General features: G+C 56.1%; 20 protein-coding genes. 9 read left to right on the top strand and 11 right to left on the bottom strand.

Going from position 1 to position 21,078, the window contains the following annotated elements; all coding sequences use genetic code 11:
* The first annotated feature begins 31 nt into the window (after positions 1 to 31).
* On the top strand, positions 32 to 973 hold the full coding sequence (locus tag RVY89_RS05445) for a VirK/YbjX family protein (protein WP_484827130.1): 942 nt from the start codon (positions 32 to 34) through the stop codon (positions 971 to 973).
* Between the two features lie 405 nt (positions 974 to 1,378).
* Here RVY89_RS05445 and RVY89_RS05440 read toward each other — a convergent pair whose 3' ends face one another.
* The 3 genes from RVY89_RS05440 to yobA are packed head-to-tail and all read right to left on the bottom strand — an operon-like array spanning position 1,379 to position 2,976.
* A complete protein-coding gene (locus RVY89_RS05440; protein ID WP_148241952.1) occupies positions 1,379 to 1,717 on the bottom strand; it encodes a YebY family protein in 339 nt (112 codons plus the stop codon).
* Positions 1,718 to 1,733: 16 nt separating this feature from the next.
* The gene (gene copD / locus RVY89_RS05435; RefSeq protein WP_484827129.1) at positions 1,734 to 2,603 is read right to left on the bottom strand and encodes a copper homeostasis membrane protein CopD; all 870 of its coding nucleotides are present in this window, start codon (positions 2,601 to 2,603) and stop codon (positions 1,734 to 1,736) included.
* Between the two features lies 1 nt (position 2,604).
* On the bottom strand, positions 2,605 to 2,976 hold the full coding sequence (gene yobA / locus RVY89_RS05430; protein WP_484827128.1) for a CopC domain-containing protein YobA: 372 nt from the start codon (positions 2,974 to 2,976) through the stop codon (positions 2,605 to 2,607).
* Between the two features lie 137 nt (positions 2,977 to 3,113).
* On the opposite strand from yobA, the gene RVY89_RS05425 reads away from it, so the two are divergent.
* From RVY89_RS05425 to exoX, 3 genes are all read left to right on the top strand, one after another.
* Positions 3,114 to 3,344, top strand: coding sequence for a DNA polymerase III subunit theta (locus RVY89_RS05425; RefSeq protein WP_013096102.1), 231 nt, complete (start codon positions 3,114 to 3,116; stop codon positions 3,342 to 3,344).
* A 110-nt stretch (positions 3,345 to 3,454) separates the two neighbouring features.
* The gene (locus tag RVY89_RS05420; RefSeq protein ID WP_484827127.1) at positions 3,455 to 4,105 is read left to right on the top strand and encodes a nitrilase-related carbon-nitrogen hydrolase; all 651 of its coding nucleotides are present in this window, start codon (positions 3,455 to 3,457) and stop codon (positions 4,103 to 4,105) included.
* A 24-nt stretch (positions 4,106 to 4,129) separates the two neighbouring features.
* Positions 4,130 to 4,792 (top strand): exodeoxyribonuclease X, encoded by a 663-nt coding sequence (gene exoX, locus RVY89_RS05415; RefSeq protein WP_010432611.1) that lies wholly within the window; start codon positions 4,130 to 4,132, stop codon positions 4,790 to 4,792.
* On the opposite strand, the gene ptrB is transcribed toward exoX, so the two are convergent.
* Positions 4,789 to 6,849, bottom strand: a complete 2,061-nt coding sequence (ptrB, locus tag RVY89_RS05410; RefSeq protein WP_484827126.1) for an oligopeptidase B — start codon at positions 6,847 to 6,849, stop codon at positions 4,789 to 4,791. The genes exoX and ptrB overlap by 4 nt on opposite strands.
* 85 nt (positions 6,850 to 6,934) lie before the next feature.
* Complete coding sequence (locus tag RVY89_RS05405; protein WP_484827125.1) at positions 6,935 to 7,582, bottom strand: tellurite resistance TerB family protein; 648 nt, start codon at positions 7,580 to 7,582, stop codon at positions 6,935 to 6,937.
* Between the two features lie 170 nt (positions 7,583 to 7,752).
* On the opposite strand from RVY89_RS05405, the gene purT reads away from it, so the two are divergent.
* Positions 7,753 to 8,931, top strand: a complete 1,179-nt coding sequence (gene purT / locus RVY89_RS05400; RefSeq protein ID WP_484827124.1) for a formate-dependent phosphoribosylglycinamide formyltransferase — start codon at positions 7,753 to 7,755, stop codon at positions 8,929 to 8,931.
* Between the two features lie 42 nt (positions 8,932 to 8,973).
* Here purT and RVY89_RS05395 read toward each other — a convergent pair whose 3' ends face one another.
* The 3 genes from RVY89_RS05395 to zwf all read right to left on the bottom strand — a co-directional run bounded on the left by RVY89_RS05395 (position 8,974) and on the right by zwf (position 13,174).
* Positions 8,974 to 9,615 carry a bifunctional 4-hydroxy-2-oxoglutarate aldolase/2-dehydro-3-deoxy-phosphogluconate aldolase gene (locus RVY89_RS05395; protein WP_262808430.1) on the bottom strand — a complete coding sequence of 214 codons (642 nt, stop codon included), beginning with the start codon at positions 9,613 to 9,615 and terminating at the stop codon, positions 8,974 to 8,976.
* A 39-nt stretch (positions 9,616 to 9,654) separates the two neighbouring features.
* Positions 9,655 to 11,466 (bottom strand): phosphogluconate dehydratase, encoded by a 1,812-nt coding sequence (gene edd, locus RVY89_RS05390; RefSeq protein WP_484827123.1) that lies wholly within the window; start codon positions 11,464 to 11,466, stop codon positions 9,655 to 9,657.
* 232 nt (positions 11,467 to 11,698) lie between these two features.
* Positions 11,699 to 13,174 (bottom strand): glucose-6-phosphate dehydrogenase, encoded by a 1,476-nt coding sequence (zwf, locus tag RVY89_RS05385; protein ID WP_008500457.1) that lies wholly within the window; start codon positions 13,172 to 13,174, stop codon positions 11,699 to 11,701.
* 356 nt (positions 13,175 to 13,530) lie between these two features.
* Between zwf and RVY89_RS05380 the strand changes: the two genes are divergently transcribed.
* Complete coding sequence (locus RVY89_RS05380; protein ID WP_023312229.1) at positions 13,531 to 14,400, top strand: MurR/RpiR family transcriptional regulator; 870 nt, start codon at positions 13,531 to 13,533, stop codon at positions 14,398 to 14,400.
* Between the two features lie 140 nt (positions 14,401 to 14,540).
* Positions 14,541 to 15,983 carry a pyruvate kinase gene (pyk, locus tag RVY89_RS05375; RefSeq protein ID WP_020883399.1) on the top strand — a complete coding sequence of 481 codons (1,443 nt, stop codon included), beginning with the start codon at positions 14,541 to 14,543 and terminating at the stop codon, positions 15,981 to 15,983.
* A 62-nt stretch (positions 15,984 to 16,045) separates the two neighbouring features.
* Here pyk and lpxM read toward each other — a convergent pair whose 3' ends face one another.
* From lpxM to znuA, 3 genes are all read right to left on the bottom strand, one after another.
* Positions 16,046 to 17,017 (bottom strand): lauroyl-Kdo(2)-lipid IV(A) myristoyltransferase, encoded by a 972-nt coding sequence (lpxM, locus tag RVY89_RS05370; RefSeq protein ID WP_023312230.1) that lies wholly within the window; start codon positions 17,015 to 17,017, stop codon positions 16,046 to 16,048.
* Between the two features lie 121 nt (positions 17,018 to 17,138).
* A complete protein-coding gene (gene mepM / locus RVY89_RS05365) occupies positions 17,139 to 18,458 on the bottom strand; it encodes a murein DD-endopeptidase MepM (protein ID WP_484827122.1) in 1,320 nt (439 codons plus the stop codon).
* 15 nt (positions 18,459 to 18,473) lie between these two features.
* A complete protein-coding gene (gene znuA, locus RVY89_RS05360; protein WP_045908280.1) occupies positions 18,474 to 19,418 on the bottom strand; it encodes a zinc ABC transporter substrate-binding protein ZnuA in 945 nt (314 codons plus the stop codon).
* Between the two features lie 77 nt (positions 19,419 to 19,495).
* On the opposite strand from znuA, the gene znuC reads away from it, so the two are divergent.
* Positions 19,496 to 20,251, top strand: coding sequence for a zinc ABC transporter ATP-binding protein ZnuC (znuC, locus tag RVY89_RS05355; protein WP_023312233.1), 756 nt, complete (start codon positions 19,496 to 19,498; stop codon positions 20,249 to 20,251).
* Positions 20,248 to 21,033, top strand: coding sequence for a zinc ABC transporter permease subunit ZnuB (znuB, locus tag RVY89_RS05350; RefSeq protein ID WP_024909692.1), 786 nt, complete (start codon positions 20,248 to 20,250; stop codon positions 21,031 to 21,033). Before znuC ends, znuB begins: the two co-directional genes overlap by 4 nt.
* The last annotated feature ends 45 nt before the right edge of the window (positions 21,034 to 21,078 follow it).

Raw genomic sequence — 21,078 nt, 5'->3', positions numbered from 1 at the left:
AATAAGGGTAGAAAAAAAAGAGGGTCTTCACGTGTCTAATACGCACCTGCATAACGATGTTTTTTATCCGCATCGCACAAATATTATTTCCGAGCTGGTGAACGGCAAACGCGTCCCGGGGCCGATCTGGCGCAAGCGCGAATATCGCCTGAAGTTCCTGTTACGTTCGCTGGTGTTCTGGTCCTCTACCCATCGCATGCTGGAGGCCCTTTCAGGCCGCGACGATTTCGACAAACTGCTGGCCTCTCAAATTACATTGCCGAGCAAGACCCACCGGCAGTACCTGATGCGCGGCCTGACGGCTAACGATCGCGCCGACGCGATCGTTAGCCATTATTACTGGATTGATAGCCTGAAAGAGAGCGGTCTTGCTCAGGCAATGACCAGCCCGCAGGAGCAAACCGTCGCACAGTTCCATGCCAAAGACGGTGTTATCTATACGGTCAATGCGTCCTCTGCGGGGAAAGCCGAGCGCGAAGGTGAAAGCACACTATGGCTTCGCGACAACGAGGATACGCTGCTGGCCAGCCTGACCTTTAGCGTCGCACGCAGCAACGGTCAGCAGGTCATGGTCATCGGCGGGCTTCAGGGACCCCGCCGCTGCGTATCGCGAGACGTTATTAAACAGTCCACCCGCGCCTGCCACGGCCTGTTCCCCAAACGGGTGTTGATGGAAGTCCTCTTCCAGCTGGCTGCGCAGTCCTCTGTCCGGGCGATTTTTGCCGTCAGCGATGAGGGGCACGTGTTCCGCGCGTTGCGATATCGTCTCAGCAAAGGCCGCCATTTCCACGCCAGCTACGATGAATTCTGGGCATCTCTGGACGGTAAAAAGCTCTCCACTTTCTGCTGGCAGCTGCCGCTGCGGATGGAGCGCAAATCCCTGGAAGAGATTGCCAGTAAAAAACGCGCTGAATACCGCCGTCGCTTTGAGCTGCTTGACGAAATTGAGGCGTCGGTTAAATCGCACTTTTAGACCCCGCACGCGCTTTCCTGAATTGCACACGAAAATTTAACAAAACAGGCAAAAAGGGCTGGACTACAGCATGCTGTAGTGTGTTATGTTTTAACCAGACGTACACGACGTGCGCTGCAGAAGTGAGACATCGAAAGGATTAGTCTTTGACTTTCATGCAGATAAAAAGAGACCGAATACGATTCCTGTATTCGGTCCAGGGAAATGGCTCTTGGGAGAGAGCCGTGCGCTAAAAGTTGGCATTAATGCAGGCTAAGTCGCCTTGCCTTTTAAGAATAGATGACGACGCCAGGTTTTCCAGTCCACAGCTAAAGCGGTCGGAAAAAAAGCGCCAGAGCATCATAAAATGTGAAAAACCGCAGTGCTTTCGCAAGCATCTGCGGTTTTTTATTGGAAACCTGAACGTTAGCAGAGCTTGTCGGCACGCTCGATGAACGGCGCCAGACTCATTTTTTGTCCCGGATGCGCCGGGTCATCGATCTGAATGATGCTAATCGGCTGGCCGCTGCTCTTTCCGCTGGCCACCTGCTGCTCGGCGGTTTCATTTAACGGGTATTGCACCAGCGTGCTCGGGTTGATGGCATACAGCGCATGGCCCGGACGGCAGGTCAGCATCACCTCTTCACGATTGAACGCCCATTTGTCCTTACCCACTTCAAAACGGCTGACGGTGATAACCTGCGGTGCGGCAAGCGCGCTCCCCGTGCAGGCCAGCAAGATGAGAGAAAGTACTGTTTTTTTCATATGATATTTAACCTTGTCAGAAGGGTTCCCAGGTGGCGAACAGACTGACCGTTGCCAGTACCAGCGCCCCCAGCACCACTTCTGCCTGTGTCATCCTGATAAAAATCTGTTGTGCCCGGCCGGTCTCCGGACGAAACCGTGGCACCAGAAAATACCGATTTGCCAGCGCAATTACCACCATCAACGCCACCAGCGCACATTTGAACAACAAAAACTGCACGTACTCAGTCTGCCAGGGAATATGGACGCCCAGTATCATGAGCGCATTGATCGCTCCGCTGAACAGCACGCCCGCGACCGCATAATGGCCCACGCGCGAGAAGCGCATCATGGTATAGATGGCGGCATTCTGCCAGCGCCCTTTCGCCAGACGCATGCAGAATAACAGGGGCAGTAATCCGCCAAGCCAGGTTGCGGCACAGATCAGGTGAAAAGCGTGATTAAGGCGCTGCAACGCCCCCATCGGACCGTCGTTCATCGCCGCGTGCCCTACCCCCGCCAGCAGAATAAGCTGGCCCATGGCGAGCAGCAGCAGCCGCGAACCTTTCAGCGGCGCGAGCCATGCTGCAGCGACCATCATCACAGCAATAATCATTTGCCACAGCCAGACGCCGCCAAACTGTGTCCTCATTACGCCGTACCAGACCTGCGGGATAAACACATCTCCCCAGCCGTTACCCATCAGTCCGCCCTGAAGCATAAACATCAGGAGTGCAGCCGCCAGGCTCACTAAGGCCGCCACTTTCTGCTGCAGCTGGAAACGCCGGGACATCAGTCGCTGGAGAGAGGAAGGCGCAAACCAGACGCTGTAAAGCGCATTGCCAAAAACCAGCATCAGCGCCCCGAAATGGATAAACCGCAACCCGATATAACACAGCGCCAGCATGCTATTTCACGCTAAAGTGATAGCTGCCTTTGGTTTTATGACCGTCTACGGAGACTACGTGCCAGTCTACCTGGTACGTCCCCGACGCCAGCGTTTGTTCCAGCGGAACGGTGAGCTGCGCTTTATTCTTTTCGTCTCGCGTAGCGGTTCCCGTTTTGATGACCTGCTTTTGCGCATCCGTCACCACCACACCGCTAAATCCCGGTTCGATGCCTTCTGAAAAATGCAGCGTAAGTACCTGCGGTGCGGCCACCACGCTGTCTGCTGCCGGGATCTGCTGTTTAAGATGTGCATGTGCCAGCACGGAGGGCGTCATCATCGTCGAGGCCACAAAAACCAGTGCGCATACCGCGCGGGAGGCGGAGAAACCCATCGCAATCATTCCTTTTTGTTATGTCTGTATGCTAAAGAATAACGCTGTATAATAAGCGAGTCGAGGATCATCCTGCCTCCGCTTGTCATCATCGTGCAATCGCGGTAACGTTGCCACCGCATAAAAAGGAGAAGGTAATGAAGATCAATCTGGCCGCCCTTCCGCAGGACGAGATGGATAAAGTGAATGTCGATCTTGCTGCCGCTGGCGTCGCGTTCAAAGAGCGTTACAACATGCCCATCGTGGCTGAAGTCGTGGAACGGGAACAGCCCGCCCATCTGCGCGACTGGTTTCGCGAAAGACTCATCGCCCACCGTCTCGCCTCGGTCAACCTCTCCCGTTTACCGTACGAACCTAAAGTTAAATAAGCTTAACGAGCCGTTACACTTCCTTACGCTGAATCTGGCAGGATAAGAAAACCCTGATAAATTTAGGTGTATTCTTAAATCCCTGCGACTCAGTGTATAAGGAAGTCACGATGTCACATTGGAATATAGCGGCAGCCCAGTATGGCGGTCAGCACCACAGCGTGGATGACCATGTTACGCACCACCTGCGCTTCATCGCCGAAGCAGCACGGCAGCGGTGTGATTTGCTGGTTTTCCCTGAACTCTCATTAACGGGCCCTGGCTCGCCGACGTTACCACTCCCACCCGATGACGCGCAGCTGGAGCCACTGCTCAACGCGGCACACCTACACCAGATTACCGTTATTGCCGGGCTCCCCCTGGAACAGAATGGCCAGCGCCAGAAAGGCCTTGTGCTGTTTTCGCCCGCCCGCCATCGCATTTTGCGCTATCCGCAAGGCCGCGGTGCCAGCCTGGTGCAGGGAGAGAAACAACTCAGCATTATTGATGCGCACGCCGATTCCCCCAATCTCGATCCCAGGGCAACTCTGGTTACCAGCTGCCAGTCAGTCAGGGATAACCGCTGGCGGCAGTCCATCAGTACCCTACAGCGCTTCGCGCATAAGTATGCCATTGCGGTGCTAATGGCAAATGCCTGCAGCGGTAGCGCGCTGTGGGATGAAAAAGGCCAGCTGATCGTGCGTGCGGATAAGGGCGAGCTTCTGGTGACCGGTACCCTAGGCGGAGAGGGTTGGCAAGGCGATGTCATTCCTTTAGGCTAGGTGTTTTAAGCTCAGGAGTTTTCAATGCTGCGCGTCATCGATACCGAAACTTGCGATCTTCAGGGCGGAATAGTGGAAGTGGCCTCTGTCGACGTGGTTGATGGTAAAATCGTCAACCCAATGAGCCATCTGGTGCGTCCCGACCGCCCTATCAGCCCTCAGGCAATGGCTATCCATCGCATTACCGAATCGATGGTGGCGGATAAGCCGTGGATCGAAGAGATCATTCCCCACTACTACGGTAGCCCGTGGTACGTCGCGCATAACGCCAGTTTTGACCGCCGGGTGCTACCTGAGATGCCGGGTGAATGGATTTGCACCATGAAGCTGGCGCGTCGTCTCTGGCCCGGGATTAAATACAGCAACATGGCGCTGTACAAGTCCCGCAAGCTCAGCGTCCGCACGCCTGAAGGGCTTCACCATCACCGCGCCCTGTATGACTGCTATATCACCGCCGCGTTGCTGATTGATATTATGAATATCTCTGGCTGGACACCGGATGATATGGCGACGATCACCGGACGCCCCGCGTTACTGACCACATTTACCTTTGGGAAATATCGCGGGAAGCCGGTGTCCGAGGTAGCGGATAAAGACCCGGGCTATTTGCGCTGGCTGTATAACAACCTCGACAGAATGAGCCCGGAACTGCGCTTAACGCTGAAACATTATCTGGGCGACGCTTAACCCTCCGCACGGCCTGGCAGCGTGTCCTGCGCCAGGCCAATCAGGAAGGCATATTCCAGGGCAACCCCTTCGTAGGATTTAAATCGTCCCGATTTCCCGCCGTGACCGGAGTCCATATCGGTACAGAGCAGCAGCAGGTTGTCGTCGGTTTTCAGCTCCCGCAGTTTCGCCACCCATTTTGCGGGCTCCCAGTACTGCACCTGAGAATCATGCAAACCGGTGGTCACCAGCATGTGGGGATAGGCTTTCGCTTCCACGTTATCGTACGGGCTGTACGCTTTCATATAGCGGTAGTACATCTCATCCTGCGGATTCCCCCACTCTTCAAACTCCCCGGTGGTAAGAGGAATGGATTCATCGAGCATGGTCGTCACCACATCGACAAACGGCACCTGCGCGACAATCCCCTTAAAGCGTTCGGGACGCTGGTTGATAACCGCCCCCATCAGCATTCCGCCCGCGCTGCCGCCCATGCCAAAGCAGAGTTGCGGATCGCCATAGCCCTGCTCAATCAGCGCATCGCAGACGTCGAGGTAGTCATTGAAGGTGTTTTTCTTTTTCAGGAATTTCCCGTCTTCATACCAGTGCTGGCCCAGCTCACCGCCGCCGCGAATATGGGCGATGGCGAATACAAAGCCGCGATCGAGCAGGCTTAACCGGCTGCTGCTGAAATCGGCGTCCATGCTGGATCCATACGACCCGTAGCCGTACGCCAGGATCGGGTTTTTGCCTTTCTGGAAATGGGCTTTGTGATAGACGAGCGAGACGGGGACCTCAACGCCATCCCGGGCGGTGACCCACAGGTGCTCGCTGCGGTAGTTTTCAGACTCAAACCCTTTGACCTCGGTCTGTTTAATCACCTGGCGCTGCCCGGTATCCATGTCCAGCTCAAACAGGGTGTCTGGCGTGGTCATGGAGGAGTAGCCGTAGCGCAGCCGCGACGATTCAGGCTCAGGGTTGAAACCAATCCACGTCACATAGGCCGGGTCGTCGAACGCGATCCCCACCACTTCCCGCGTTTTACGGTTGATTTGCCGGATACTGGTCAGCCCGCGCTGACGCTCCTCCACCACCAGCCAGTCGGTAAACAGGGTGAACCCTTCGAGCATCACCTGATCCCGCGCGGGGATAAGCACCTCCCACTTGCGCTCATCGCGCACTTTGGTTTTATAGAGACCAAAGTTTTTGCCCTCGCGATTCGAGCGCAGATAAAAGCTGTGCTGGAAGTGATCCAGACTGTACTCATGATCCTTGCGGCGCGGCAGGAAACAGAGCGGCTGGGCGTCTGGCAGTTCGGCATCCAGCAGCAGAACTTCAGACGTCGTCGCGCTGGCAAGGAAGATAATCACATAGTGGCGTGAGGAGGTTTTATGCAGGCTGACATAGAACGTTTCGTCTTTCTCTTCATAGACCAGCTCGTCGTCTGCGGAGTCCGTTCCCACTGTGTGCCGCCATACCTGATAAGGCAGTAGCGTCGAGGCGTGCTTTTTGACGTAGTAAACCGTCTCGGAATCATTCGCCCAGACAAAATCCGGGGAGACGTTTTCCAGCATTTCCGGATACCAGTTGCCGGTCTCCAGATTGCGAAACCGCAGGCCGTACTGGCGGCGGGAGAGATAATCCTCCGCCAGCGCCATCACCGCGTTGTCAGGCGAAATGGACATACCACCCAGGGTATAAAACTCGCTGTGGGCGGCGCGCTGGTTGGCATCCAGCAGAATATCCCACGCATCCCATTCGGCGCTTAATACCGACTGACGCTGGTAGATGGGATACTCATTGCCGGGCTCGTAAATATGGCGATAGCGATAGCCGTTTTTGGTCCAGGGCGCGGAGATATCGCGCTGAGGAATACGCTGCACCATCTCATTCAGCAGCTGGTCCTGAAGCGTCTGCTGGCTCGACATGACCTTACGGCCATAGTCGTTTTCAGCGTGCAGGTAGTCGAGTACCTCTGGCCGGGAGCGAGAATCGTCCCTTAGCCAGTAATAGTTGTCTATACGCGTATCGCCATGCGTGGTGATCGCATAAGGTATACGTCGGGCTTTCGGTGGCATGTCATCTATCTTTTAAGTTTTACACCCTATAAGGTTGGCAAAACCCACGCATGATGCAAGCGAAACAGGGCCGCAACGGCGAGAACTAACCCTGCAACGCCTGTTTTTGTTCCCGGATATCCCGCTCAATGCCTTCGCGCACGTCCTGTGGGATCTTCAGCGCATCCCCAAGCGCATTCAGGTAGCTGCGTTCCATAAAGTGATCGATATCGATGGCGGCACAGCTGAGGAAGTAGAGTTCAAGCGCCTCTTCCTCATTTTTCACGCTTTGCGCCAGACGCTGCGGCTCCAGAGGCTGTTCGATGGCCTGCGCCACCAGCGTTCTGCCCTTCTCTTCGACGCCGGCTTCGCGCATCTGCTGCTCGATCGCCAGTCGTTCCTTATCGTCGATATGTCCGTCACTTTTCGCGGCAAAAACCAACGCAAGGATAAGCCGCTCGGTACGCAGATCCAGCGGCGAGGTGTGCTCGCCATAATGCGGTTCATCACTGTGCGCGGTCCGGACCCTGTCCTTGTATTTGTTCCACAGGACGGTCCCCGCAATGGCTCCCCCACCGGCGAGCAGTGCGCCTGTGCCATACTTTGCCAGCAGCTTGCGCGAAGATTTATTCGCGACCAGCAGGCCCGCCAGCCCGCCGAGCGCCCCGGGTACCAGCAGTTTGCTCAGGTCCCGCTCGCCAGACGATGTTTTCTGCCCTAACAGGGATTGCAATTGATTTAGCCAGCCAGACATGGTTTCCCTCACTTAACGGTGAACATGTTCCACAGCGTAAGCGAGCGGGCGTCAGGAAATGTCTGGTCGGGCTAAAGAAGCGCAAATTTCTGCCCTCGCGTTTATCCCTGCGCAAGACAGACGCAAACGTTTTCGTTTATACTGCGCGCAACTTTTTTAGGGGGATTGTTATGATTCGTTTAGGAACCGCGCTGCGACCGGCGGCGACGCGAGTGATGCTGTTGGGATCGGGCGAGCTGGGAAAAGAGGTCGCCATTGAGTGCCAGCGTTTAGGTGTGGAAGTGATTGCCGTAGACCGTTACGCCGATGCACCCGCCATGCACGTCGCCCATCGTTCTTATGTGATTAACATGCTGGATGGCGATGCCCTTCGCGAGCTGATTACGCGCGAGAAGCCCGATTTCGTTGTACCGGAAATTGAAGCGATTGCCACCGATACGCTGATTGCGCTTGAGCAGGAAGGCCAGCGCGTGGTGCCCTGCGCGAAAGCCGCAAAGCTGACCATGAACCGCGAAGGCATTCGTCGCCTGGCGGCAGAAGAGCTGGGATTGCCCACCTCGAGCTATCGTTTTGCTGGCGATAAGGCCGCATTCCTGAAGGCCGTCGAGGAGATTGGCTACCCGTGCATCGTTAAGCCGGTGATGAGCTCCTCCGGAAAAGGGCAGAGCTTTATTCGCGACAGCAGCGCGCTCGATAACGCGTGGGCTTATGCCCAGCAGGGCGGCCGCGCCGGTGCCGGTCGCGTCATCGTCGAAGGCGTCGTGAAGTTTGATTTTGAGATCACCCTCCTGACCGTCAGCGCCGTTGACGGCGTCCATTTCTGCGACCCGATTGGCCACCGTCAGGAAGACGGTGATTACCGCGAATCCTGGCAGCCGCAGCAGATGAGCGCCCTGGCGCTGGAGCGTGCTCAGGCGATCGCCCGTAAAACCGTCCTGGCGCTGGGTGGCTATGGCCTGTTCGGCGTGGAGCTGTTTGTGTGCGGTGATGAGGTGATTTTCAGCGAAGTCTCCCCTCGCCCGCATGACACCGGCATGGTGACGCTGATTTCGCAGGATCTCTCCGAGTTCGCCCTGCACGTGCGCGCGTTCCTCGGCCTGCCCGTCGGCGGTATCCGTCAGTATGGCCCTGCCGCCTCGGCGGTGATCCTGCCGCGGTTAACCAGCCGGAACGTTACGTTTGATAACGTCGACGGGGCGGTGGGTGCCGGGTTGCAGGTACGTTTGTTCGGCAAGCCGGAGATCGACGAAACCCGCCGTCTCGGCGTGGCATTAGCCACCGGGGATAACGTTGACGACGCCGTGGCGAGAGCGAAAGCGGCCGCTGCGAGCGTCAAGGTTGCAGGATAAAAAAAACGGGCCGTAAGGCCCGTTTTTCATACGGCGAATGGCTTACTGCTTCGCGCCTTCAACCGCTTCACGAGCCAGTTTGGTGATGCGATCCCAGTCGCCCGCTTCCAGCGCATCCGCCGGAACCAGCCATGAGCCACCGATGCAAAGCACGCTTTTCAGCGCCAGGTAGTCACGGTAGTTGGCAGGAGAGATACCGCCTGTCGGGCAGAAGCGTACCTGAGAGAATGGACCCGCAATCGCCTGCAGCGCTTTGGTGCCGCCGTTCGCTTCAGCCGGGAAGAATTTGAACTCTTTCAGACCGTAGTCCATGCCCAGCATCAGTTCAGAAACGGTGCTAATGCCAGGGATCAGCGGAATTGTGCCTTCGGTCGCGGCTTTCAGCAGCGAATCGGTCAGGCCCGGGCTGATGGCAAACTGTGCGCCCGCTTCGGTCACTTCAGCCAGCTGTTTTGCGTTCGTCACGGTACCCGCACCGATGATGGCGTCCGGCACTTCTTTGGCAATCGCACGAATAGCATCCATTGCGCAGGCAGTGCGCAGGGTGACTTCCAGAACGCGAACGCCGCCCGCAACCAGCGCTTTCGCCATCGGTACGGCGTGCTCCAGCTTGTTTACCACGATAACCGGCACGACAGGGCCAGTGGTCAGGATTGCTTCTGCACTTGTTTTCCAGTTTTTCATCAGAGTTTTCTCTCGCCAGATCGTTAAAATCAAGTCGTCTTAAAACGTAATACAGGTTGCGCCCTGCTCCGCACCGGAGAGTTTCTCACGCAGCGCGCTGAACATTTCGCGTCCGGTCCCCACGCGCGATGCGCTCAGGTCAGGAATATGGGGCTGACGTGCCGCCAGCTCGGCGTCATCGACCAGCAGGGTTAACTCGCCTGTCTGACCGTTCACGCGGATCATGTCACCGTCGCGCACTTTCGCCAGCAGCCCGCCGTCGTAGGCTTCAGGCGTCACGTGGATGGCTGAAGGCACTTTACCGGATGCTCCAGAAAGGCGTCCATCGGTTACTAACGCAATTTTGAAACGGCGGTCCAATAATACACCAAGTGGTGGCATAAGTTTATGTAATTCTGGCATCCCGTTAGCTTTAGGCCCCTGATGACGCACCACCACCACGCAGTCTTTGTCGAGCAGACCGGCGTCAAAGGCGGGTAACACGTCGTGCTGGCTTTCAAACACCACCGCCGGCGCTTCGATAATCTGGTTCTCTTCCGGTACGGCAGAGGTCTTCATTACCGCACGACCGAGGTTGCCGCTCAGCACTTTGGTGCCGCCGTGAGGAGAGAACGGTTTGTCGATGGTGGCGATCACCTGCGCATCAAGGGACGCGCTCGCCCCGTCACGCCAGTCCAGCTCGCCGTTGTTCAGCCATGGCTCCTGGGTGTAGCGCTGCAGGCCAAAGCCCGCCACGGTATTTACGTCTTCATGCAGCAGACCGCCTTTCAGCAGCTCGCGCATCAGCAGCGGTACGCCGCCTGCGGCCTGGAAGTGGTTAATATCCGCCGGACCGTTCGGGTACAGGCGTGCCATCAGCGGCACCACGGAAGAGATCTCGGAGAAGTCATCCCAGTTAATCAGAATGCCAGCCGCACGCGCCATGGCCACCAGGTGCATGGTGTGGTTGGTTGAACCCCCGGTCGCCAGCAGCGCGACAATCCCGTTGACGATGACTTTTTCGTCGACCATTTTGCCCATCGGCATCCATTCGTTGCCGTTGCCGGTCAGGCGCGTAACCTGACGGGCTGCGGCCTCGGTCAGTGCCTTGCGCAGCGGCGCGTCCGGCTGGATAAAGGACGAGCCCGGAAGCTGCATCCCCATAAACTCCACCACCATCTGGTTCGTGTTCGCGGTACCGTAGAACGTACAGGTGCCCGGCGCATGGTAGGACGCGGCTTCCGCCTCCAGCAGCGCCTGACGGTCTGCTTTCCCTTCCGCGTACAGCTGGCGAATACGCACTTTTTCTTTGTTCGGCAGGCCGCTTGCCATAGGGCCCGACGGCACGAAGATCGCAGGGAGATGCCCAAACGACAGCGCCGCCATCACCAGGCCCGGGACAATCTTGTCGCACACGCCGAGATAGAGAGCACCATCAAACATGTTGTGCGACAGGCCCACCGCAGCAGACATCGCAATCACTTCGCGGCTCAGCAGGGAGAGCTCCATACCGTCCTGACCCTGCGTTACGCCATCGCACATGGCGGGTACGCCACCCGCAACCTGGCCGACCGCATTCACGCTGTGCAGCGCTTTACGGATGATATCCGGGTAGACCTCATAGGGCTGGTGGGCGGAGAGCATATCGTTATAGGCGGTAATAATGGCGATATTGTTACGCAACATGCTTTTCAGCGAGGCTTTATCGTCAGGCTGGCAGGCGGCGAAGCCATGCGCCAGGTTCCCGCAGGCCAGCTGAGAACGGTGGACTGTATTGCTCTTTGCCTGTTCAATCCGGGCGAGGTAGGCCGAGCGGGTCTCTTTCGAGCGCTCGATAATGCGCTGTGTTACGCGTAACAATGTCGGATTCATAAAAGCTCCTCTAAATTATCTGTCCGGCTCGGGAGTTTACAAAGTCGCTGGCAGTTGTTAACAACGCTGAAACGCTTGCTGTCCGGAGCTCAGGGGCAAAATCACTTCCGGCAGTGTAATAAAAAAAGCTCCGCGGGTGAATCCACGCGGAGCTTAAAAGTTGAAAATTATGCCACTAGCTGTGTTAGATCATGTTACCGGTAAAATAACACTTTCGAGCTAGAGGATTATCTTACTCAAACTCGTTCCAGGAGCGGCCATCGCGGGTGATCATCGCCACCGACGCGACAGGCCCCCAGGTACCCGCCTGATAAGGTTTTGGCGCATCCTGATCGGCGGCCCAGGCTTCGGTGATGGAGTCGACCCATTTCCACGCCTCTTCCACTTCATCGCGGCGCACGAACAGCGCCTGGATACCGCGCATGGTTTCCAGCAGCAGACGCTCGTAAGCATCGGCCAGGTGCGTCTGGTTGAAGGTTTCGGAGTAGCTCAGATCCAGCTTGGTGGTCTGCAGGTTGTGTTTATGATCCAGGCCCGGCACTTTGTTCAGGATCTGGATATCCACACCTTCGTCCGGCTGCAGACGAATGGTCAGTTTGTTCTGCGGCAGCTCCTGCCAGGACTCTTTGAACAGGTTCAGTTCAGGGTTTTTGAAGTAAACCACCACTTCGGAACATTTGGCCGGCAGACGTTTACCGGTGCGCAGGTAGAACGGAACACCCGCCCAGCGCCAGTCGTCGATATCCACGCGGATCGCCACGAACGTTTCTGTGTTGCTGGACTTGTTCGCACCCTCTTCTTCCAGGTAGCCAGGCACTTTTTTGCCTTGCGCAAACCCGGCGGTGTACTGACCGCGAACGGTCTTCTCGCGCACGTTGGAGCGGTCGATGCGGCGCAGTGACTTCAGCACTTTCACTTTTGCGTCACGGATGCTGTCCGCCGTCAGGTCAGACGGTGGAGACATGGCAATCATGCACAGAATCTGCAGCAGGTGGTTCTGGATCATGTCGCGCATCTGGCCGGCCTGGTCAAAGTAACCCCAGCGGCCTTCAATTCCCACCTCTTCCGCCACGGTGATTTCCACGTGGTCGATAGTGCGGTTGTCCCAGTTATTCACAAACAGGGAGTTGGCAAAACGCAGCGCCAGCAGGTTCAGTACCGTCTCTTTACCGAGATAGTGGTCGATACGGTAGACCTGGCACTCTTCGAAGAACTCGCCCACCTGGTCGTTGATTTCACGTGAGGTTGCCAGCGACGTACCCAGCGGCTTCTCCATCACGACGCGCGCCGGTTTGGCGTTCAGTTTGGCTTCGCCCAGGCCTTTGCAAATGGCGCCGAAGGTGCTTGGCGGCATGGCGAAATAGTTAATGGTGACACGATTTTTCTGATCCAGCATCGCGCCTAAGCGGGCGAACGCGCTGACGTCATTGACGTCCAGGTTGCAGAAATCGAGGCGTCCACTCAGGGTGTCCCACAAACTTTCATCAATCTTTTCTTTCATAAAAGTTTCGAGCGCCTCGCGGACGACTTTGGTATAAGCGTCCTTGTCCCAGTCGGCGCGCCCTACACCCAGGATACGGGTATCCGGGTGAATTTGGCCCGCTTTCTCCAGTTGATACAGGGAAGGCAGCAATTTTCGGCGTGCAAGATCGCCTTTCGCGCCGAAAATGACCAGGTCACATGCCTGGGCTGTTTGCGTTACCGCCATGTCATTCTCCTCAGTTGGATCACCTGGTACTTCTGCCAGGTATCGTTGTAATTTTATTACAATGCACTGTACTGCTTTTACGTCATTCCCGAAACCATTAGCGCTTATCGTCGCGTGCGATACCGCGATTTTTCACCCTTCGGATGGTTTCGACGGCTTAATGACGCAACAACCGTCGTTTCTTTGCGCAACAGGGTCATAGCAAAACCCGACACCGATCAAGTAATGAAAAAAAACAACAACATTATCTTGTCGATTGTTACCCTTAATGGAAGCCACAAGGGTAATATCGGCTAAATCGAATCACGATTTCATCAATTTATGAAATCGTTTACACCCATGAGCATCCTGTTAACATGAACATGCTGGAAAAAATCCAGTTTCAACTGGAACACCTTAGCAAATCCGAGCGAAAAGTGGCTGAGGTCATTCTCGCCTCTCCCGCTCAGGCGATTCATTCAAGCATCGCCGCTCTGGCACAGGAAGCGGGTGTTAGCGAACCCACGGTCAATCGCTTTTGCCGCAGCCTGGAAACGCGCGGCTTTCCTGATTTTAAACTGCATCTGGCGCAAAGTCTGGCTAACGGCACCCCTTATGTTAATCGTAATGTGGATGAAGACGACAGCGTTGATGCCTATACCGCGAAAATTTTTGAGTCGGCCATGGCTTCGCTTGACCACGTCCGCCAGTCACTGGACATGAGCTCCGTGAATCGCGCGGTGGATTTACTCACCCAGGCCAAGCGAATTGCGTTCTTTGGGCTCGGGTCGTCGGCGGCCGTCGCGCATGACGCCATGAACAAATTTTTCCGCTTTAACGTCCCGGTGATTTATTCCGATGACATTGTCCTGCAACGCATGAGCTGTATGAATTGCAGTGAAGATGACGTCGTGGTACTGATTTCGCATACCGGCCGCACCAAGAGTCAGGTAGAGCTGGCGCAGCTGGCCCGTGAAAACGATGCCATGGTGATTGCCCTCACAACGGCAGGCACGCCGCTGGCGCGTGAGGCAACGCTGGCGATCACCCTCGACGTGCCGGAAGACACCGACATTTATATGCCGATGGTCTCCCGCCTGGCCCAGCTCACCGTGATTGACGTGCTCGCGACCGGTTTTACCTTACGTCGGGGGGCAAAATTCCGGGATAACTTGAAGCGGGTCAAGGAAGCGCTGAAGGAATCGCGTTTTGATAAAGAATTGCTTATAAAGAGCGATGTTCCCTGATAGTTGATAACGAATACGTCACGAATAATGACGATGTAACGATTTACGGCATTCGGTCCCCTCGCCGCTGCCTTGCAGCAGATGAAGGCCGATTCAATGTTCACGCAACACCAAAGTTGTTTCAGTCAACGGAGTATTACATGTCCAGAAGGCTTCGCAGAACCAAGATCGTAACCACCTTAGGCCCGGCCACCGATCGCGATAATAATCTCGAAAAAATTATTGCCGCCGGTGCCAACGTGGTGCGTATGAACTTCTCTCACGGTACGCCAGAAGACCATAAATTACGTGCCGATAAAGTGCGTGAAATCGCAGCAAAACTGGGCCGCCATGTGGCTATCCTCGGCGATTTGCAGGGTCCAAAAATCCGCGTATCGACATTTAAAGAAGGTAAAGTTTTCCTCAATATCGGCGACAAATTCCTGCTGGATGCCAACCTGGGCAAAGGCGAAGGCGATAAAGAAAAAGTCGGTATCGACTATAAAGGCCTGCCGGCTGACGTGGTGCCTGGCGATATCCTGCTGCTCGACGACGGTCGCGTACAGCTGAAAGTGCTGGAAGTTCAGGGCATGAAGGTGTTCACCGAAGTTACCGTCGGCGGCCCGCTCTCCAACAATAAAGGCATCAACAAGCTGGGTGGCGGTCTCTCTGCAGAAGCGCTCACCGATAAAGACAAAGCGGACATCGTGACGGCTGCGCTGATCGGCGTTGATTATCTGGCTGTCTCCTTCCCGCGCTGCGGCGAAGATCTGAACTATGCGCGTCGCCTGGCACGCGATGCAGGCTGCGATGCTAAAATCGTCGCCAAAGTTGAGCGTGCGGAAGCCGTTTGCGATCAGGATGCCATGGACGACGTGATCCTCGCGTCTGACGTGGTGATGGTTGCGCGCGGTGACCTGGGCGTGGAAATCGGCGATCCTGAGCTGGTCGGTATCCAGAAAGCGCTGATTCGTCGCGCGCGTCAGCTGAACCGCGCGGTGATCACCGCCACTCAGATGATGGAATCGATGATCACCAACCCAATGCCAACCCGTGCCGAAGTCATGGACGTGGCTAACGCCGTGCTGGACGGTACCGATGCGGTGATGCTCTCCGCAGAAACCGCAGCGGGCCAGTATCCGGCCGAAACCGTGGCCGCCATGGCGCGCGTCTGCCTGGGCGCTGAAAAGATCCCAAGCATCAACGTCTCTAAACACCGTCTGGACGTGCAGTTCGACAACGTGGAAGAAGCGATTGCGATGTCTGCCATGTACGCGGCAAACCATCTGAAGGGCGTAACCGCAATCATCACCATGACCGAATCTGGCCGCACCGCGCTGATGACCTCTCGTATCAGCTCCGGTCTGCCGATCTTCGCCATGTCCCGTCACGAGCGTACTCTGAACCTGACGGCGCTGTACCGCGGCGTGACGCCGGTTCACTTCGACAGCACCAATGACGGCGTAGCGGCGGCACACGATGCCGTAAACCTGCTGCGCGACAAAGGCTATCTGGTGTCCGGTGATATCGTCATCGTGACCCAGGGCGATGTGATGAGCACCATCGGCTCAACCAATACCACGCGCGTACTCACAGTAGAATAATACCGGTACATCTGCGATCCCCTCTCCCCTATGGGGAGAGGGACAGGGTGAGGGGAGTTTTTTTATTTCCTCGGATAAAGCTCTTTGCGTTTATACGGCTCTGTTTCGCCCGGCTTGCGCGTTTTAAGCAGCTTCAGTATCCACGTGTACTGTTCGGCATGCGGCCCTACCAGGATTTCCACCTCTTCGTTCATTCGACGCGCGATCGTGTGGTCGTCTGCGGTCAGCAGATCGTCCATCGGCGGACGGACCTCAATACTCAGGCGATGCGTTTTGCCGTCATAGACCGGGAAAAGCGGGATCACGCGGGCACGACAGACTTTCATCAGGCGACCAATCGCCGGGAGCGTCGCTTTGTAGGTCGCAAAGAAATCGACAAACTCGCTGTGCTCAGGGCCGTGGTCCTGATCCGGCAGATAGTAACCCCAGTACCCCTGACGTACCGACTGAATGAAGGGCTTAATGCCATCGTTACGCGCATGCAAACGTCCGCCAAAACGACGACGCACCGTATTCCAGACAAAATCGTAGATTTTATTTCCCTGGTTATGGAACATCGCCGCCATTTTCTGGCCCTGAGACGCCATCAGCATCGCCGGAATATCGACGCCCCAGCCGTGGGGGACAAGGAAAATGACTTTCTCGTCATTGCGGCGCATCTCCTCGATGATGTCCAGCCCCTTCCAGTCAACGCGATCGACGATTTTATCCGGCCCTTTCAGAGCCAGTTCAGCCATCATCGCCATGGCCTGCGGCGCGGTGGTATACATCTCATCAATGATTGCCTCGCGCTCGGCGTCGCTTTTCTCAGGAAAACAGTAATAGAGGTTGATCTGCGCGCGGCGGCGGGCGCTCTTGCCTAAACGCCCGGCTAGCCGACCAATTTTCCCCAGAACAGGATCGCGAACAGAGGCAGGCAGCATCGCCATCCCCGCAAAAGCGTAAACACCAAGCCAGGCGCCCCAGTTGCGCGGATGGCGGAAGGATTTTTCAAACTCAGGAATGTATTCAATATTGTTTTTTTTGGTTTCCATGCTGGATCCAGGGTCTGATGACGCAAAATTTTATTCAGATAGTGTAGCGAGGCAGTCGTCCACGCACAAAAGAAAAAGCCGGCGTCAGTGTGCGCCGGCTTTTTTAACAAAAACAGAGGGCTTAGTCTAAGCTCAGCTGCGGCAATACCTCTTTCACCTGCGCCAGGTAATCCGTACGATCTTTACCCGTTAGCCCTTCGGTGCGCGGCAGTTTCGCCGTCAGCGGGTTCACTGCCTGCTGGTTGATCCACACTTCATAGTGCAGGTGCGGGCCGGTAGAACGTCCGGTATTACCGGAGATCGCAATACGGTCACCACGCTTCACCTTCTGGCCCGGTTTAACCAGCAGCTTACGCAGGTGCATGTAGCGGGTCGTATACGTACGGCCATGACGTACCGCGACGTAATACCCGGCTGCACCGCTACGCTTGGCCACCACCACTTCGCCATCCCCTACCGCCAGTACCGGTGTGCCCTGCGGCATAGCAAAGTCAACGCCACGGTGCGGCGCGACGCGCCCGGTTACCGGGTTCAGACGACGCGGGTTAAAGTTGGAGGAGACGCGGAACTGTTTAGCCGTCGGGAAACGCAGGAAGCCTTTCGCAAGGCCCGTACCGCTGCGGTCGTAGAACTTACCGTCTTCGGCACGGATCGCGTAGTAATCTTTGCCCTCAGAGCGCAGACGTACGCCCAGCAGCTGGCTTTGCTCGCGCTTGCCGTCCAGCATTTCGCGGGACATCAGAACGGAGAACCCATCGCCCTTCTTCAGCTTGCGGAAATCCATCTGCCACTGCATGGCTTTAATCACCGAGCTGATTTCAGCGCTGGTCAGGCCTGCATCTCGCGCGCTGGAGACAAAGCTCGCGCCCACGGTGCCTTTCAGAACGCTGTTGACCCAGTCGCCCTTCTGCATTTCGCTGGTCATCTTGAAACCGTTTGCAGTGCGATCGTAGGTGCGGGTTTCGCGGCGGGACATTTCCCAGGTCAGACGCTGGAGATCGCCATCCGCCGTTAATGTCCAGGAGAGCTGTTGCCCAATTTTCAGGTTGCGAAGATCTTTATCCGCAGCCGCCAGCTGGCTGATATTACCCATGTCGATGCCGTACTGGTTCAGCACGCTGCTCAGCGTGTCCCCGGTAGAAACAACATATTCGTGAATACCCGCTTCGTTCTCGGTTTTATCGTCCAGCTCATCCTGCGGGATGGCTTCATCTTCCTGAGCCGACTGGTCGATAGGCTCACTGGCTTCAGGCAGCAAAGAACGGATTTCGCTCTTTTCAAGCTCAATGGTTTTGATGATAGGGGCAGAACTCGGGTGGTAAACATAGGGCCGCCAGACGGCGACCGCTAAGGTGAGTACTGTAAGCGACCCCAGCATGACGCGGTGGGGTCGAGGCAGATTGTTAAATGCCAGGGCGACAGAGCGGGCTATCTGTTGCACGTATTCACTTCCTCGTTAATCTCCTTTCAGGCAGCTCGCATACTGGTTCGCCAGTTGGCTGAGGAACTGCGAATAGCTCGCTTTGCTCAACTGGATATTCGTACCTAGCGGGTCAAGGGTTCCCATGCGCACGGATGTTCCCCTGGCCACGGCTTCTACGACCGCTGGCCTGAACTGTGGCTCAGCAAAAACGCATGTCGCTTTTTGCTCAACCAGCTGTGTTCTGATTTCATGTAAACGCTGCGCACCAGGCTGAATTTCCGGGTTGACGGTAAAATGACCCAGCGGGGTCAAACCGTAGTGTTTTTCGTAATAGCCGTAGGCGTCATGAAAAACGAAATACCCTTTTCCTTTCAACGGTGCGAGCTCATTACCTACCTGCTTATCGGTTGCGGCTAATTGTGCCTCAAAATCCTTCAGGTTGGCGTCTAGTTTGGCTCGACTTTGCGGCATAAGTTCCACTAATTTGTCATGGATTGCAACCGCTGAAAGGCGCGCTATCTCTGGGGATAACCAAAGATGCATGTTGTACTCGCCGTGATGGTGATCTCCATCACCTTTTTCACCGTCGGCAGCATGATGGTCATGTTCGTCGCCGTCGTCATCCGCCCCTTTCATGAGCAACGGTTTCACGCCGGGAAGGTCGGCAATCGCGACCTGTTTTTCACCCGCCACCTGCTTTGCTGACTTCTGCATGAACGCTTCCATTTCCGGACCGATCCAGACAACTAAGTCCGCGTTTTGTAAGCGTTTTACATCTGAAGGGCGCAGGGAATAGTCATGCTCCGATGCACCATCCGGGAGCAGAACCTGGGTTTCCGTTACCCCGTCAGCAATGGCTGACGCGATGAACCCGAGCGGTTTAAGCGAAGCGACAACCGCAGCGTTAACATCTTGTGCGGTTGTCCCCCAAAGAGCAGCGGATAATGCTGCGAAAAGAAGCGTATTTTTATGTAACATAATGCGACTAATCATCGTAGTGAATGCGTGGAATGTGATATTATAACATTCGTTGACTTCTTCAAGCTTAAAATGACATGACGACATTGGTTTCCCTTGAAAATATTTCGGTCTCATTTGGCCAGCGCCGCGTCCTTTCTGACGTGTCGCTCGATCTGAAGCCCGGCAAAATTCTGACGCTGCTCGGCCCCAATGGCGCAGGTAAATCTACCCTGGTACGCGTGGTGCTGGGTCTGGTCGCACCCGATGAAGGCGTGATTAAGCGTGAGGAAAAATTGCGTATTGGCTATGTGCCGCAAAAACTTCATCTCGACGCCACGCTGCCGCTGACGGTCAGCCGTTTCCTGCGTCTGCGCCCCGGCACGCGTAAAGCCGATATTCTTCCGGCACTGAAACGCGTGCAGGCGGGCCATCTTGTCGATGCGCCGCTGCAAAAACTGTCCGGCGGTGAAACTCAGCGTGTTTTACTTGCCCGCGCGTTGCTGAGCAGCCCGCAGCTGCTGGTGCTGGATGAGCCGACTCAGGGTGTGGATGTGAACGGTCAGGTTGCGCTTTATGATTTGATCGACCAGCTACGTCGAGAGCTTGATTGCGCAGTGCTGATGGTGTCTCACGATCTCCATCTGGTGATGGCAAAAACCGACGAAGTGCTGTGTCTCAACCATCATATCTGCTGCTCCGGTACGCCTGAAGTGGTGTCAATGCACCCGGAATTTATCTCCATGTTCGGCCCTCGCGGCGCTGAACAGCTGGGCATTTATCGTCATCATCATAATCATCGCCATGATTTACAGGGACGAATCGTACTGCGTCGGGGAAATGGACACTCATGATTGAACTGTTACTGCCCGGCTGGCTGGCCGGGATTATGCTTGCCTGCGCCGCGGGCCCACTCGGCTCGTTTGTGGTGTGGCGCAGAATGTCTTACTTCGGTGATACCCTGGCGCACGCGTCCTTGCTGGGCGTAGCTTTTGGCCTGCTGCTGAACGTCAACCCGTTCTACGCGGTGATTGTGGTGACGCTGCTGCTGGCGGCCGGTCTGGTCTGGCTGGAAAAACGCCCTCATCTTGCCATCGATACGCTGCTTGGCATCATGGCGCACAGTGCCCTGTCGCTGGGCCTGGTAGTGGTCAGCCTGATGTCGAATATCCGCGTGGATCTGATGGCTTACCTGTTCGGTGACCTGCTGGCGGTTACGCCAGACGATCTCATCGCTATCGCCATTGGCGTGGTGGTGGTGCTCGCTATTCTGCTCTGGCAGTGGCGTAACCTGCTGGCCATGACCGTCAGCCCTGACCTGGCGTTTGTCGACGGCGTGAAGCTGCAGCGCGTAAAATTGCTGCTAATGCTGGTAACGGCGTTAACCATTGGCGTGGCGATGAAGTTTGTCGGCGCGCTGATTATTACCTCGCTGCTGATCATCCCTGCGGCTACGGCGCGTCGTTTTGCCCGTACGCCGGAGCAGATGGCCGGTGTGGCCGTGATTGTCGGGATGATTGCGGTAACGGGTGGGTTAACCTTCTCGGCGTTCTATGACACGCCTGCGGGGCCTTCCGTGGTGTTGAGTGCAGCGGTGTTGTTTATTTTCAGTATGATGAAGAAGACAGCAAATTAGCATTGAGCGCGCTGATGCCCTGACCGTGGCCCTCTCCCACAGGGA

This window comes from Enterobacter sp. 3U4 (assembly GCF_057224565.1).
The sequence above is the reverse complement of the archived record's forward strand: the minus strand, read 5'-3'. Positions and strand labels throughout refer to the sequence as shown.

Excerpts from the sequence above, each read along its gene's own strand:
- purT (WP_484827124.1), top strand. The coding sequence starts at position 7,753 with ATGATTCGTTTAGGAACCGCGCTGCGACCGGCGGCGACGCGAGTGATG.
- RVY89_RS05395 (WP_262808430.1), bottom strand. The coding sequence starts at position 9,615 with ATGAAAAACTGGAAAACAAGTGCAGAAGCAATCCTGACCACTGGCCCT.
- znuC (WP_023312233.1), top strand. The coding sequence starts at position 19,496 with ATGACGACATTGGTTTCCCTTGAAAATATTTCGGTCTCATTTGGCCAG.
- copD (WP_484827129.1), bottom strand. The coding sequence starts at position 2,603 with ATGCTGGCGCTGTGTTATATCGGGTTGCGGTTTATCCATTTCGGGGCG.
- RVY89_RS05440 (WP_148241952.1), bottom strand. The coding sequence starts at position 1,717 with ATGAAAAAAACAGTACTTTCTCTCATCTTGCTGGCCTGCACGGGGAGC.
- RVY89_RS05425 (WP_013096102.1), top strand. The coding sequence starts at position 3,114 with ATGAAGATCAATCTGGCCGCCCTTCCGCAGGACGAGATGGATAAAGTG.
- RVY89_RS05405 (WP_484827125.1), bottom strand. The coding sequence starts at position 7,582 with ATGTCTGGCTGGCTAAATCAATTGCAATCCCTGTTAGGGCAGAAAACA.
- RVY89_RS05420 (WP_484827127.1), top strand. The coding sequence starts at position 3,455 with ATGTCACATTGGAATATAGCGGCAGCCCAGTATGGCGGTCAGCACCAC.
- edd (WP_484827123.1), bottom strand. The coding sequence starts at position 11,466 with ATGAATCCGACATTGTTACGCGTAACACAGCGCATTATCGAGCGCTCG.
- RVY89_RS05380 (WP_023312229.1), top strand. The coding sequence starts at position 13,531 with ATGAACATGCTGGAAAAAATCCAGTTTCAACTGGAACACCTTAGCAAA.
- znuB (WP_024909692.1), top strand. The coding sequence starts at position 20,248 with ATGATTGAACTGTTACTGCCCGGCTGGCTGGCCGGGATTATGCTTGCC.
- zwf (WP_008500457.1), bottom strand. The coding sequence starts at position 13,174 with ATGGCGGTAACGCAAACAGCCCAGGCATGTGACCTGGTCATTTTCGGC.
- yobA (WP_484827128.1), bottom strand. The coding sequence starts at position 2,976 with ATGGGTTTCTCCGCCTCCCGCGCGGTATGCGCACTGGTTTTTGTGGCC.
- znuA (WP_045908280.1), bottom strand. The coding sequence starts at position 19,418 with ATGTTACATAAAAATACGCTTCTTTTCGCAGCATTATCCGCTGCTCTT.
- lpxM (WP_023312230.1), bottom strand. The coding sequence starts at position 17,017 with ATGGAAACCAAAAAAAACAATATTGAATACATTCCTGAGTTTGAAAAA.
- pyk (WP_020883399.1), top strand. The coding sequence starts at position 14,541 with ATGTCCAGAAGGCTTCGCAGAACCAAGATCGTAACCACCTTAGGCCCG.
- exoX (WP_010432611.1), top strand. The coding sequence starts at position 4,130 with ATGCTGCGCGTCATCGATACCGAAACTTGCGATCTTCAGGGCGGAATA.
- ptrB (WP_484827126.1), bottom strand. The coding sequence starts at position 6,849 with ATGCCACCGAAAGCCCGACGTATACCTTATGCGATCACCACGCATGGC.